General features: G+C 34.9%; 12 protein-coding genes. 4 read left to right on the top strand and 8 right to left on the bottom strand.

Annotated features, from left to right (window positions below):
• The first annotated feature begins 94 nt into the window (after positions 1 to 94).
• Entirely contained in the window at positions 95 to 1,711 is a 1,617-nt protein-coding gene (locus K412_RS0108675; protein WP_024832738.1) for a peptide ABC transporter substrate-binding protein, read from the top strand.
• A gap of 72 nt (positions 1,712 to 1,783) precedes the next feature.
• Here the strand turns inward: K412_RS0108675 and K412_RS0108670 are convergent, their stop codons facing one another.
• Both K412_RS0108670 and K412_RS0108665 read right to left on the bottom strand, forming a co-directional pair.
• The gene (locus K412_RS0108670) at positions 1,784 to 2,299 is read right to left on the bottom strand and encodes a ferritin (RefSeq protein WP_024832737.1); all 516 of its coding nucleotides are present in this window, start codon (positions 2,297 to 2,299) and stop codon (positions 1,784 to 1,786) included.
• Positions 2,300 to 2,505: 206 nt separating this feature from the next.
• Positions 2,506 to 4,182 carry an ammonium transporter gene (locus K412_RS0108665; protein ID WP_024832736.1) on the bottom strand — a complete coding sequence of 559 codons (1,677 nt, stop codon included), beginning with the start codon at positions 4,180 to 4,182 and terminating at the stop codon, positions 2,506 to 2,508.
• Between the two features lie 505 nt (positions 4,183 to 4,687).
• Here K412_RS0108665 and K412_RS0108660 point away from each other — a divergent pair.
• Positions 4,688 to 5,677 carry a DnaD domain protein gene (locus tag K412_RS0108660; protein WP_024832735.1) on the top strand — a complete coding sequence of 330 codons (990 nt, stop codon included), beginning with the start codon at positions 4,688 to 4,690 and terminating at the stop codon, positions 5,675 to 5,677.
• A 28-nt stretch (positions 5,678 to 5,705) separates the two neighbouring features.
• Positions 5,706 to 6,719 (top strand): ATP-binding protein, encoded by a 1,014-nt coding sequence (locus K412_RS0108655; protein WP_024832734.1) that lies wholly within the window; start codon positions 5,706 to 5,708, stop codon positions 6,717 to 6,719.
• Between the two features lie 29 nt (positions 6,720 to 6,748).
• Here the strand turns inward: K412_RS0108655 and K412_RS0108650 are convergent, their stop codons facing one another.
• The 6 genes from K412_RS0108650 to sleB form a co-directional block, all read right to left on the bottom strand.
• Positions 6,749 to 7,765 (bottom strand): type II CAAX endopeptidase family protein, encoded by a 1,017-nt coding sequence (locus K412_RS0108650; RefSeq protein ID WP_024832733.1) that lies wholly within the window; start codon positions 7,763 to 7,765, stop codon positions 6,749 to 6,751.
• A gap of 164 nt (positions 7,766 to 7,929) precedes the next feature.
• Complete coding sequence (locus K412_RS0108645) at positions 7,930 to 8,943, bottom strand: S-layer homology domain-containing protein (RefSeq protein ID WP_024832732.1); 1,014 nt, start codon at positions 8,941 to 8,943, stop codon at positions 7,930 to 7,932.
• An 88-nt stretch (positions 8,944 to 9,031) separates the two neighbouring features.
• Positions 9,032 to 9,700 carry a class I SAM-dependent methyltransferase gene (locus K412_RS0108640; RefSeq protein ID WP_024832731.1) on the bottom strand — a complete coding sequence of 223 codons (669 nt, stop codon included), beginning with the start codon at positions 9,698 to 9,700 and terminating at the stop codon, positions 9,032 to 9,034.
• Positions 9,701 to 9,708: 8 nt separating this feature from the next.
• Positions 9,709 to 10,164, bottom strand: a complete 456-nt coding sequence (gene def, locus K412_RS0108635) for a peptide deformylase (protein WP_024832730.1) — start codon at positions 10,162 to 10,164, stop codon at positions 9,709 to 9,711.
• A 444-nt stretch (positions 10,165 to 10,608) separates the two neighbouring features.
• Positions 10,609 to 12,003 carry a germination protein YpeB gene (gene ypeB, locus K412_RS0108630; RefSeq protein ID WP_024832729.1) on the bottom strand — a complete coding sequence of 465 codons (1,395 nt, stop codon included), beginning with the start codon at positions 12,001 to 12,003 and terminating at the stop codon, positions 10,609 to 10,611.
• A gap of 15 nt (positions 12,004 to 12,018) precedes the next feature.
• On the bottom strand, positions 12,019 to 12,711 hold the full coding sequence (gene sleB / locus K412_RS0108625; RefSeq protein WP_024832728.1) for a spore cortex-lytic enzyme: 693 nt from the start codon (positions 12,709 to 12,711) through the stop codon (positions 12,019 to 12,021).
• Between the two features lie 188 nt (positions 12,712 to 12,899).
• Between sleB and K412_RS0108620 the strand changes: the two genes are divergently transcribed.
• Positions 12,900 to 14,012 carry an MGDG synthase family glycosyltransferase gene (locus K412_RS0108620; RefSeq protein ID WP_024832727.1) on the top strand — a complete coding sequence of 371 codons (1,113 nt, stop codon included), beginning with the start codon at positions 12,900 to 12,902 and terminating at the stop codon, positions 14,010 to 14,012.
• The last annotated feature ends 5 nt before the right edge of the window (positions 14,013 to 14,017 follow it).

Here is a 14,017-nt window from a genome sequence, read left to right as displayed (position 1 = left end):
AAAGTTCTGTATAAAATCTTTTTATTTACGAGAAAATATACATGTTGCAAAAATGGATTTTTAACTAAATAAAATAATAGGGGGTATGACAAAAATGAAAAGAATATTAGCTATTGTACTTTCACTGGCGGCTATACTAACTGTATTTGCCGGTTGTGGAAGCTCTACTTCTAGCGGTACTAAAGGCATTAGTGCAAGTATTGCATCAGAGCCAGCATCTATAGATCCTTCTCTTAATAAGTCTCTAGATGGTGGTACTTATATTAACTGTGCTTTTGAAGGTTTAACTACTTATGACAAAGAGGGTAAAATTGTTCCCGGAACTGCTGAAAAATGGGATATAAGTGCAGATAACAAAGTTTATACATTCCATATCCGTAAGGATGCAAAATGGTCTGACGGTAAAGCTGTAACTGCAAATGATTTTGTTTATTCATGGAAGAGAGCAGTTGACCCAAAAACAGCTTCTGACTATGCTTATTATCTGTATTTTGTTAAGAATGGCGAAGCTATTAATACTAATGGTGCTGACATAAATACATTAGGAGTTAAAGCTATTGATGATACTACACTTGAAGTAACTCTGGAAAATGTTTGCCCATTCTTTACTGAAATCGTAGCTTTCCCAACTCTTGTTCCATTAAGAGAAGATATTGTATCAAAAAATCCTGACAAATGGACTCTTGATCCAAAAACTTACATTGGAAACGGTCCATATGTTTTGAAAGAGTGGAAACACTCATCAAAGTTGGTATTTGAAAAGAATGACAACTACTGGGATAAAAACAATATCGTTGCACCAAAGATTGAATGGTTGTTGATGAATGATCCAAATGCTATTCTTGGTGCTTTCAAAAACAAACAATTATCTTTTGCAAGAAATATACCACACGATGAAATTCCTGCGGAGAAAGAAGCCGGAAATCTTCATCTTTTCCCACAGCTTGGAACTTACTACTTGGATTTGCTTAATACCAAAGCACCATTTGATAACCCAAAGGTAAGAAAAGCAGTATCTCTTGCAATTGACCGTAACTATATTACTGAGAAGGTTAGAAAAGCAGGTGAAACTCCTGCATCAGGCTTTATACCTTACGGTATAGCTGATGTAAGCCAAGACCCTGATTTCCGTACAAAAGGCGGAGATTTCTACTCAGTTAAACCTGAAGATTATGAGAAGAATGTTGCTGAAGCAAAGAAACTTTTAGCTGAAGCAGGATATCCTGATGGCAAAGGTTTCCCTAAAGTAACCTTTGGTTTAAATACAGGTTCCGGACATGAAGCAGTTGCTGAAGCAATTCAACAGCAGTTGAAGACAAATCTGGGAATCGAAGTTGAAATTCAGGCTCAGGAATGGAATGTATTCCAAGAGTCCAGAAAGAATGGTTTATTTGATATCGCTCGTGACGGTTGGGTTGGAGACTACATGGATCCTTCAACATTCATGGATTTGCTAACTTCAAATAACCCTCAGAATAACTCAAAATATAAGAATGCTGCATACGATAAAGCAATCGCTGATGCAAAAAAAGAAACTGACTCTGCAAAACGTGTACAATTGTACCATGACGCAGAAAAGTTCCTCATGGATGAGACAGGCGTTGTACCACTATTCTTCTATACTGATCCAATCATTGTAGATAAGAACTTGCAAGGTTATGTAGTAACAAAGCTCGGATTTGTATATTTAAACTGGGCATCATTCAAATAAGAAACTTAGGTAGTGAAAAACCCGCAAGGTTCACAATGAACCGGCGGGTTTTTTATTATATAAAAAAAATTATCAAACTGTTTCTGCTGCAGGAGCTGTGTATACTCTAGTAGCAAGTTCCGCATCCAGCATAAGCAAAGCATGAGGGTCATTTTTTATTAACTGAAGTTTTTTCAGCACCTTGTCAACCGTTGCTTCCTCTTCAACCTGCTCAGTTACAAACCATTGGAGAAAAGAGTTGGTTCCGTGATCCTTTTCTGCAAGTGCGTTATCCACCAAATTATATATGGATTTTGTGACCTCTTGTTCATGTTTCAATGTATAAGCAAATATCTCCTCGGGAGTATTGAATTTATCTTCTGGCTCATCAACCTGATATAGTTTTACCTTTCCACCAGCTTGAGTAATGTAATTGAAAAACTTCATTGCATGATCTCGTTCTTCCTGAACCTGTACATGAAAGAAATTTGCAAATCCGTCAAGATTCTGGTGTTGAAAATATGCTTCAAACCCAAGATATAAGTAAGCAGAGTAAAATTCCTTCTGAACCTGTCTGTTTAATAAATCATTCATTTTTTCACTAATCATAGTAATCCTCCTATTAATACCATAATGCAATCATATTATTTCGTACATTTAGTCTAATTACGATACTTTTATTATACCCATAGTGTGTACTGTTAAACATTAACATTTTATAAAAAATCATCAAAAAACAAGCCAAACCCATTAAAAAACTAAATCTTAAAAGGTTTGGCTTGAAAATATGGGGAAACTACACTTATCTAAAATAATTAATCATCTTGTAATGCATCATATCCTTCTTCACCCGTACGTACTTTTAACACATTCTCCACATCGTAAACAAATATTTTTCCATCACCTATATTACCTGTATAAAGTACTTTTTTTGCTGTATTTATTACAGTTAAAACAGGAATTTTGCATACAACAATTTCTACTCTTATTTTTGGCAGAAGTTTTATTTCCATTTCGACTCCACGGTAGTATTCGGTACCTCCCTTTTGCATACCGCATCCTAAAACATTTGATACTGTCATTCCTGTTACTCCAATACTATTCATAGCTTCTTTTAAAGCTTCAAACTTAGTTTGCTTAGTCACAATTTCTATTTTAGTGATTTTTACATCAGAGCCTACTGGTGAATCTGATTTCTTATGAATAACCGGTACTGCTTTATCAATGGTTACTGCTGCTTCATCGGTATTTTCTGAAATACTTAGTATTGGCATAAAATCTGCATATGAACTAACAAGTCCATGTTCTTCAATATCAAGACCTGCGATTTCCTCTTCACGGGATACCCTAAGCCCTACAGTCTTATTGATTATTGTAAAGAATATAACCATAGTTACAGTAACCCATGCTGCAACTGATACTACCCCAAGTAACTGTATTCCTAAATAATTAAATCCGCCTCCATACAAAAGTCCTCCATCTGTAGCAAATATACCAACCAAAAGAGTTCCTGTTGCACCGCATAACCCGTGTACACCTATTGCTCCAACTGGGTCATCAATTTTAGCTACTTTGTCAATAAACTCTATTCCAAATACAAGTACAAATGCTGCTATAATACCAATTACAACAGCTCCCTTGGCACTTACTGCATCACAGCCTGCAGTTATTGCTACAAGACCACCTAATGCAGCATTCAAAGTCATGGACACATCAGGTTTTTTATATCTGAGCCATGTAATTATCATTGCAACTGTTGCAGCTGAAGCCGCTGCCAAGTTTGTAGTAATAAATATATTTCCCATAGATGTTAGAGTACCATCCCCAGTAGCTGAAACTGTTGAACCTGGGTTGAATCCAAACCATCCAAACCATAGTATAAATACACCAAGAGCACCCAATGTAAGGCTATGTCCCGGTATAGCCTTTGGTTTTCCGTTTTTGTCATACTTTCCTATACGAGGTCCAAGAATTTTAGCACCAATCAAAGCGGCAAGTCCACCTACCATGTGAACTGCTGTAGACCCTGCAAAATCATGGAAACCCAATTCTGACAACCAACCGCCGCCCCATATCCAATGACCTGATACAGGATAAACAAACACACTTATTATTACACTGTAGATACAGTATGATATAAACTTTGTTCGTTCAGCCATAGCACCTGAAACAATTGTTGCCGCGGTTGCGCAAAACACAGTCTGAAATATAAGAAAGACTGAACCCGGTAATGCTTCATTAACTCCATCCCCAGTGGCAAAAAAACTTGGTAATCCAATAATTCCAAACTTACTAGTTCCAAACATAATACCAAAACCTATAAACCAAAAAACTAATGAACCCAATGCAAAATCCATAAGATTTTTCATAATTATATTTCCTGCATTTTTTGCTCGTGTAAACCCTGTTTCTACCATTGCAAATCCCGCCTGCATAAAAAACACAAGGGCTGCTGCTATCAAAGTCCAAATTACATCAACTGAATTAAACATTAAATCAACTCCTTATCTTAATTTGAAAATAAAAAAACGCATTATTACAAATTAAATTTGCAAAAACACGTCATCGTGGATAGCACACCTATATGTACAAAATAAATATAAATTTATCAGTCCATACAATGGCTACTATTCATTTTTAAAATTTGAAAATAAAATAAAGGCACTACAGAAACATATCTGCAGCGCCTTTGCTTTTATTAATTAGTATGTTACCACTAAAACAACCTGTAAGTCAATACTTTTTGAAATTTATTTTTGTATTAATTTCAAATTTTGTGAATTTTTAATGAAATTCAATAAGGATTTATACTAAAAGTGAAATTTTAATATAAGCATCTGTCACTTTTAAGCGTTTAACCAATAGTAATAAATTTTATTTCCCAATTGTTTTATATTATATAATTATTACTAATAAATTATTAGTCTTTTATATGCTATAATTATATTAATATTATTAGTATAAAATTATAATATAATAAAGTTTACGGGAGTCAAAATGTATTTTGAGGATTTCAAGTCATTACTTTACTCTGACACACTGGTGTCAGATATTTTTATCAGCCAGTATGTGCCTTCTATGGACAGCACATGTGTAAAGGTATATATATATATGCTGTTCCTTTGCAAACATAATAAGAAGGTAACCACAGACGAACTTGCAAAGACTCTTAATCTGTCTCTGGATGAGGTTAAGTCTGCCCTGACCAGCCTTGATAATCTGGAAGTTATCAACTGGGTAGAAGACAAAATACAGCTAAATGACTTAAAAGAAGCTGAAATAAAGAGAATGTATCGGTTAAAGTCCATATCATCTCCTGAGCAGGCAAATGAGAACTTTGAGAAGAACAAAAGCAGAAACAATACACTTGCTGCAATTAATTCAAAGTTCTTTCAGGGTCTTATGGCCCCAAGCTGGTATCTGACTATAGATAACTGGTTTACTATATACAAGTTTGATGAGGATGTCATGTACACCCTTTTTAAGTACTGTCATGACAATAACACTTTCCACAAAAGTTATATAGAGGCAGTTGCAACAAACTGGCACAGAAGGGGTATTCAAAACTTTTTTGACCTTGAAAAGTACTTCGAGGACATGGCACAAGTTCGTGGCATAAAAGGTACCATTATCAAGAAGCTTCGTCTTAGAAGGGCCCTGACAGAATACGAAAGTGAGTATGTAGAAAAATGGGTTATTGATTACAAGTACGGGTTTGATGTTATTGAACTTGCCTTGAAAAAAACTGTAGGAAAGACAAATCCTGACTTTAAGTTTCTTAACAATGTATTAACCCGCTGGCATGATCTAGGACTGGTAACTGCTGAAGAAATACTTGGATATGAAAACAGTATCAAGTCCCAGCCACAAGCCAGCCATGGTACACAAAAGGCTAAGCCTAAACAGTCTCAAAGAGATAACTTTGAGCAAAGAGAGTATGACGATGAATATTTTGAAAACTTTTTTACAAACACCTCAAATAGGTAACCATATAAAAGGATGAAAGAGGTAGTTTATGAATAGGGATATACATAATATTATTGCGAGAGAGTACGAAAGACGACAAAAACTTGCCGCAGATATTGTGGAACAAAGAAAACAACAGCTATATGAAAAAATCCCCCAGCTTCGTGAAATTGAAAGCATGATTAATAGTCTGGGAATTAAATACAATAGGCTTATATTATCATCAATCGGGGACAAGTCAGCTATTTTAAATGAACTTACTGAGAAAATAGAGGAGCTTACGTCATCAAAAAATAAATTGCTGGCTGAACACAATATAAGCTCTAACTACCTTTTCACACCATACCAGTGTGAAAAGTGCAAGGATACGGGATATATAACTGATACTACAGGTTCACAGCGGTGTTCCTGTTACAAACAGCAAATTATAACCCATTTATTTGCCCAGTCAAATATAAATGTTAATGGCAATGAATGTTTTGATAACTTTAATGAAATGCTTTACCCTGACGAAATAAATGAAGCTAAGTATGGTATCGGGATATCTCCAAGGGAAAATATAATCAATATAAAGAAAAGTTGTATTGAGTTCATTAAAAATATAGATGATCCAAACCAAAAAAACATTTTTTTCAACGGGAGAACCGGAGTGGGAAAAACATTTTTATCATTCTGTATTGCAAGAGAACTCATAAATCAGGGTAGAACTGTGCTGTACCTCACAGCTCCTGCTCTGTTTGATATTATCACAGAACATAAAATGAGAAACTACAAAGAAGACGAATACGCCGATGATAAATATCAGAGTATTTTTTCGGTAGAACTGCTGATAATAGATGATCTTGGTACTGAACCATTAAGTGATGCGAGATATGCAGAGTTATTAAATATACTTAACAGCAGACAATCTCAAAACACAAGTCGTACATGTAAAACTATTATTTCTACGAATATAGGTCCTAAAAAACTCTTTGAGTTATATACAGAACGTATTACATCAAGGATTGTAGGCTATTTTGACAGGTTGGTTCTAGCAGGTAATGATATAAGACTTCTTAAATAAAAAAATGGGCTAAAGCCCATTTTTTTGATTTAGCCCCATTTTAATTTCATTATCTGATACAAGAATGTAAATAAAATAATTACAAGTCCCGGCAGCATACTTAAAACCGCTGATAAACCGATTTTTTCATGTTTAAATTCGCGTCTACCTGCTTCCTCCTCCATTGCTTTTACATCCTTCTTTGTACTTCTATAAAATGCGTACAGCAAAGCTACAAAACCTGAAACTAAGCCCATATAAATTATGGCATAGAACAATAAGGCGATTATAATGGAAGCCGTAGGCAAATTCGAAAAATCAAAATTTTGTGATTGCTGTATACCTTCTTCATTCAAGTACCACGACATTTTGGATGCCATAAAAGATAATAGTACCGCCGAAGCATTATTTGTAAAATGGGCAATCATTCCTGTAAATATACTTCCTGTTCTATATACAATAAAACCTATTAATGCACCAAGTAGGATAGTACTTACAGTCTTTTGAATATCACGGTGCAGAAGACCAAATAATACAGATGTTACTCCAATAGAAACGGCCACTCCATATTTACGGTAACCATTCTGTATAAGTCCACGAAACATAACCTCTTCGCAAACTGCAGCGGAAACCCCTATAACCAGTAAAGCTATAAAAAGAGTAGGTACATCATTGACAATTACCTTTGGTATAGGCAAATTTTTCCCAAACATTTCTCTTATTAATGCAAAGGTTATTGCATTGAGAGCTCCTACTACAGGCATTCCAAACAATGTTAAGAAAACCACAAGCAAATAATTTATGGGTCTGGTCCCTCTTAAATTTAACGTACTTTTTATATCATATCTTCCTATGGCAAAAAAGATTATTACCGGCAGTAGAATAAAAATTAGTTCCCCTAATCCACTATTTAGAAAACCATTTTTAAAAGTCAGGATAGACCCTCCAAAAGTGAGTAAAATGGTTACTATAGAAAAAAGGATTCCAGAAGCTACAGGCCCCGGCAGTCTTTTTTTGCTTTCGTCAGCTGTAATTGAAGAAAACTGTTCATCAATGTTATTTTCCACTTGGTTCCTCCTATTGATTCATATATGTAATATTATAGATTCACTATAATATTACTATTATCTTATTTGCTTTTCAATTTTTTTCTTATATGTTTAATTTAGTATATGAAAAAGGGAGACATTTTACGTCCCCCTTAATAATTTACCAATTAAATTTTCATGTATTATTTAAGTACAACCTCGTATCCCTGAGTATCTAAAGTAAATTCATCTGAAGTGCCAATGACATAGGCTTTCATATATGCTATTTTATCTTTTATTGCCTTATATTGATCGCCACTCAGAGTTTCAGTATAAACAACTGATTCACCTGCTTCTATCTTTGAATATGTTAAAGCCATTGTAAACATTTTATCGGCAGACCATGTGTAAAGTATGTTTTTGTCTGAATCCAAGAGTTTAAAATCATATTTTTGTCCGGATGAATGATTAAAGTTGACTGTCTTCTTTGAGTTATTTGTAAGAGTTACTTTCATAATTATAGAATCATCTTTAATTTCAGCCTCAGGTGTAACTGTCACAACAGGGTTCTGTTTTTCAAGGAGGCTAACCAGCTTGCTTACCACTGAAGCAGCCTCTCCCCTTGTTGTATTGTCTTTTGGGCGGAACATTCCCTTTGAGCCTGAAATGAGTTTATAATATGCTGCCCTACCTACATCTCCCCCGAACTCCGGTGCTACTTCGCTGTCATCACTAAAGAAAGGAGGCTTAATATTTATAAGAGCGTATTTGTCACCCATATGATACTTGTATGCATTCATTATATAATGCACCATTTCCTCTCTTGAAATGAAAGAATCGGGATTGAATTTCCCTCCCTTTTCTATAATATTAGCTGTTACAAGATCAATCAAATCAGAAGTGTAAGAAGCATTTTGCTCTACATCTTCAAAATAATCCTTTATCTGAGGTGCTGCAAAGTATTCTATCTGTATTCCTAAAGCATCATGCAGCAGGGATACGAATTCACCTCTGGTTATTGCTTTTGCTGGACTAAACTTCTCACCTGTAAATGGCATAACATTTTTCTCCATAAGCATTTGAACCGCTGAATTGCACCAGTGTCCTGATATATCATTGAATTTATTATCTTTATTATCGGCTGACTGGGCAAAAGTAAATGTACTTGATAAAGCAATAGCGCCCGTAAGTATTAATGCAGAAACATTTCTCTTCATATTAATCATCTCCTATACGTAATTTATAGTATTTATTTGCCGGCTATATAGTATTAGACTAGACTATATGAAAAATGTTCCACAAAAATTATTTTTCCCAAATCATAAGATATCTCCAAAATAATTTTCTTCTTATCACTGCTCCGGGCAGATACTTTTGGACAAGCATATGCATCTCTTCTAATGTCATATATGTATCATGTTCACCATGTCTTTTCCATACCTCTCTGCTATGCTCATCACCTGATTTAATTTTTTTATTATGCACTATGTTCATAAACATATTCGGTATAACTGCCAGTAAATTTAAAAGCATATCCGTAAAGGTATTTACTTTGTAAAGGTCAAGTATTATAAGCTTACCTCTCGGTTTCAAGGTTCTGAGCGCAAACAAAAGTAACCACTCATAGGGTAAATGATGTGCGGTAGCAGTAGTAACTATAGCATCCAGACTATTTTCCTCAAATTCCATATCAAGTATGTTTTTACTAACAAAATCTATATTTTTGTACCCATATTGAGAAATAGCCTTCTCTATCATCCTGTCTGCCAAGTCAACTGCAATAACATGGTCGCTTTTTTTAGCCAACAGATTTGAGAGTTCACCTTTTCCACAACCTATTTCAAGTATAACTTCATTATCCTCACTTAGATATTTCACAATATTTTTGAAATAGCAGTTATTATGATTCCATCTATCTTCAACTATGTCTGATATTTCATTAAAATCCTTTTTTACTACATCATAGTTTTCCATATAAATTCCTATTCCTCAATGTATTCTACTACTTTGTCCGTAAAAAGAATACCGTCAAGATGGTCTATCTCATGACATAAGCATTTTGCCATTTCTTTTTTACCAGTTATTATAACCTCTTCACCTTTTTCATTTAATGCTTTAACTTTGACTTCGGCAGGTCTTATGACCTTTCCCCATTTACCGGGGATACTCAGACATCCCTCAATTACCTTTTGTGAACCTTTTTGCTCAATAATTTCAGGATTCACAAGATTTATCAGACCGTCACCCATATCTATTACAATAGCCCTTTTTAAAATACCTACCTGAGGTGCTGCTAGACCTGCTCCATACCCTGTATTGTACATAGTATCCGCCATATCTTTAAGCAACTCTCGTATCTTATCATTAACTTCTTCAACTGGTCTGCATTTTTTACGTAAAACCTCATCCTCAACTGTACGAATATTTCTTAATGCCATAAAAATATATCCTCCATAATACAACGTTTGCTTCTGCATTGAGTATGCCATAAATAATATTATATATCAAATGTTATCATTGTGACTCTTATCTGTGGTAACAAGTATCAACTATTCCCACTGCAAGTATGAAAAAACCTATTATGTTAAAGATGCACTGTTTCACTATTCTATTCATTTTTATCTCCTTAAAAAATGTATTCTTTAACATAAATTATATATTTTACCATATGTATTAGCAATGAATTTGATATTTATTTAGTCCTCTCAGAGTCTAACATATTATTAATCCTTGTCATATAGTCTTTTACCTCAAGTTTTTCACTCTCAGTAAATCCTTAAAAATATATATTTTCCATCTATAAACTACTGTACGCAAAAAAGACTTGAATAGGCCCATTTGCACCTATCAAATCTTTTTTATAAAAAATATATTTATCCTATTTACATAGTAAGAGTACCTTCAGGAGTTGATACAAGCATTAATACATCCTCTTCTGCTCCTGTCAAAGCATTGATGTATATAATAAAAGTACGCCCATCCACCTTGCCCATAAACTCATAACAATATTTTTCAGTTTTAAAATTAGTCGGTATGACTGCTTCTCCCTGTCTGTCAATTTTAATCCTGCTATTAACCTTTGCACGGGCTTGTTCCAATGTAAGAGTTGTTTTAGGAATATTTCTTGTTCTATGGTTGTATAAATAACCCTTTGCCTCAATACCTATTATTTCTCCATTATCCAGTGCAATTTTTACCTTGATAAGATCAGGGTAAACAATTACTCCTCCCTGCTTGTACGCATAACTAATAACAGCAGTACCATCAACCTTCTGATAGTAGGTATCAACCATATTCTTATATCCCTTTGAGGACAAGAAATCTTTAGCTAACTTTTTTGCTTTTTCCATATTTATAGTATCTTTACCGATATCTCTATTCCTCAACATGAGGTAAACTTGTCCGCCTTGCTGGGTAACTTCAATTTCTGCTGACTCGTTTTCCTTTTGATTCTTGTACAAAACTTTAAACCTATATGTTTTGATATTACCAAGTTCATTACTATCAAGCTGTTTTACATCACTAACCTTGTCTTTGCCTATAAAGTTTATAGCAATATTTTTAGCTTCTGATACCGTAACTTTTTTATTACCTAATCCCTGAGGCTTTGATTTAAGCATATGGTCTGAGTAGGGACCATCATATATCAGGGTTGGATATTCCTGAAATGTTTTGTCAATATTCTCAAACTGACTTGTCTGAGGATCTTTTGACTTAGAAGTCTTCATGAAGTTACCTTTACTTGCGTAATTTCCCCATGCCATTTTTCCCTGAATAACCTGATTCTCTATTCCCTGCAAGTTTTTTTGTAGTGAAACAGCATATCCGTGAAGTTTTTTCAGAGCATCGTACTCTTTGTCATTCAGTGGAATCCCATTCATTGTTTTGGTATTAAGAGAATAGGCCATATCCCCTGCTTGCGTTAAAAAGTTGGATGCCTTTTCAAGAATTGGCGGTGCCACAGGAAGTTGCCCCATATTCGTCTGTGCAAGATTTGCCTGTCTCCATACTTCCTCCAGCATTTTTGATGTACTTACAGGTGTTGAAGTAACCAGGGATTTTGCCATAAGAGCCTCAACATTATCGACATAATCGGATAAATCAACAAAAGCCCTGTTATACTGATTTGTCATTAAAACCTGTAATTTTTTTAACTCTTTGTTCTGATAGTATCCCCATACAGATACACCAACTAAAGCCAGTATTGCAATAACTGCTATGGGTACTGCCCATGATGATCTTCTTTTATCATTTAAGTAAAAGCCATTATCAGCCATATTATCACCTCCGTATTATATACCAAACCAATGCCTACCGACCTTGTACTTTACTTTTCTAGACCAAATCCATTTACTGGTTGCTGTAGCCGGATTCCAATAATATAAACACCCATCAGTAGGATCCCAACCGGCTAAAGCGTCCCTTGCAGCTTTCACGACCGTTGATTTTGGGTCAATGGGAACATTAATTTGCCCGTCTGAAACTGCTGTAAATGCACCGGGTTGGTATATTACACCTGCTATTGTTTTTGGAAATTTTGAGTTGTTGACCCTATTTAAAATTACAGCTCCCACTGCTACCTGCCCTTCAAAAGGCTCACCTCTTGCTTCACCGTTTATTGCTCTAGCAAGGAGCTGTTCGTTTGATATATTGGATGTTGCAGCATTTGCTACACCTGACTCAATAAGCTCTGCTAGACCCATTGTTAGGAGAGTAGTTCTGTCTGCTATTCCTGTAGCTTTAAGACCATACTCCTTTTGGTAGTTAAGAACTGATCTAAATGTGTCATACCCGAATCTTCCGTCAACTTTTCCATCAAAGTAACCCCAGTTCTTTAACTCCTGTTGCATATCCTTAACCTTTTCACCGTTGTCCCCTATTTTCAGGGAAGGTGCAGAGCTTGTCAAATACATCTTACCTTCATCAGCAATTGTAAGACTCAATACTATTAGCAAAAATAAAGCAATTATTTTATATTTTCTCAAACTTGTACCTCCTTCCGATTATCTCGCAAATTTCATGCAAAGTTATTTTTGGTTAATTTCTCAAAAATATTCGTTATCTGCTTAAATATGTTATTTCTTTGTAAAAAAACATGTATTAATAACATGCAACATGTCAAAAATGTAATTGATACTGATAAATGAAACAGATAAATGAACTGGAGTGTTTTATGAGGGTATTGATACTGTACGTCTCCGTGGGAACTGGTCATATGAAGGCAGCTGAGGCACTGAAGGAATCAATTGAGAGGCAGTCTCCTGATTGGAAAGTTGATGTTCTTGATGCTTTAAAATATATAAACCCGGTAGTAGATAAAATCGTTGTAAGCAGTTACTTAGGAGCTCTTAAAAGAAGCCCCAAGCTATATAGCATGATTTATACAGCCTCTGGGACAGGAACAGGCATATATGATATGAGTAAAGCTGTAAACAAGCTTCTGTCATATAAGCTAAACTCCCTTATAAATGAGTACAAACCATCAGCAATAGTATGTACACATCCTTTTCCCATGCAAATGTTGTCATCTTTAAAAAGAAAGAATAAACTGAATATACCTACTATGGCGATACTCACAGACTATGTGGTTCATTCATTATGGCTGGATAGCGGCATGGATGCATTTATTGTGGCTAATGATAATATGAAATCTGAGATGATAAGCCGAGGAATACCGGATAATATCATTTTTCCTTATGGCATTCCCGTTTCTCCTAAATTTTTGACACCTACGGACAAAAAGGGTCTGCTTAAAAAATACGGCTTAGAAAATAAATTCACCGTTCTGGTTATGGGCGGCGGAATGGGCTTTGGAAATATTGAAAAAACAATGGAATCATTGTTAAACTGCAATGTTGATATTCAAATAATAGCAGTTACAGGTACTAATCAGAAGCTTAAATTCCAGCTTGAAGAATACGCTTCACAAAGCAGTAAAAAGGTACTGATTTTAAGCTATACAGACAGGGTGAATGAGCTTATGGATATTTCTGACCTTTTAATAACAAAGCCAGGTGGAATGACTGTATCAGAGGCTTTGGTTAAAGGCTTGCCCATTTTTATAATATCACCTATACCAGGACAGGAAGAAGGTAATGCAAGCTTTTTAATCAGAAGCGGAGTTGCCAATAAAATTGATAGTTTTAATAACCTTGTAAATATTTTATCTCAGGTAACTAATGATCCTTCTGCACTTAAAATAATGAGGGAAAACTCAAAAGAATTGGGAAAACCACATTCAGCCCATGACATAGCTGCTTTACTAGGCAAACTTGTAACGGGCTGAAACTT

This window comes from Ruminiclostridium josui JCM 17888 (genome assembly GCF_000526495.1).
GTDB classification, from domain to species: Bacteria; Bacillota; Clostridia; order Acetivibrionales; family DSM-1351; genus Ruminiclostridium; species Ruminiclostridium josui.
The sequence above is the reverse complement of the archived record's forward strand: the minus strand, read 5'-3'. Positions and strand labels throughout refer to the sequence as shown.

Coding starts and splice junctions, on each gene's coding strand:
- K412_RS0108675 (WP_024832738.1), top strand. CDS start 95: ATGAAAAGAATATTAGCTATTGTACTTTCACTGGCGGCTATACTAACT.
- K412_RS0108670 (WP_024832737.1), bottom strand. CDS start 2,299: ATGATTAGTGAAAAAATGAATGATTTATTAAACAGACAGGTTCAGAAG.
- K412_RS0108665 (WP_024832736.1), bottom strand. CDS start 4,182: ATGTTTAATTCAGTTGATGTAATTTGGACTTTGATAGCAGCAGCCCTT.
- K412_RS0108660 (WP_024832735.1), top strand. CDS start 4,688: ATGTATTTTGAGGATTTCAAGTCATTACTTTACTCTGACACACTGGTG.
- K412_RS0108655 (WP_024832734.1), top strand. CDS start 5,706: ATGAATAGGGATATACATAATATTATTGCGAGAGAGTACGAAAGACGA.
- K412_RS0108645 (WP_024832732.1), bottom strand. CDS start 8,943: ATGAAGAGAAATGTTTCTGCATTAATACTTACGGGCGCTATTGCTTTA.
- K412_RS0108640 (WP_024832731.1), bottom strand. CDS start 9,700: ATGGAAAACTATGATGTAGTAAAAAAGGATTTTAATGAAATATCAGAC.
- def (WP_024832730.1), bottom strand. CDS start 10,164: ATGGCATTAAGAAATATTCGTACAGTTGAGGATGAGGTTTTACGTAAA.
- ypeB (WP_024832729.1), bottom strand. CDS start 12,003: ATGGCTGATAATGGCTTTTACTTAAATGATAAAAGAAGATCATCATGG.
- K412_RS0108620 (WP_024832727.1), top strand. CDS start 12,900: ATGAGGGTATTGATACTGTACGTCTCCGTGGGAACTGGTCATATGAAG.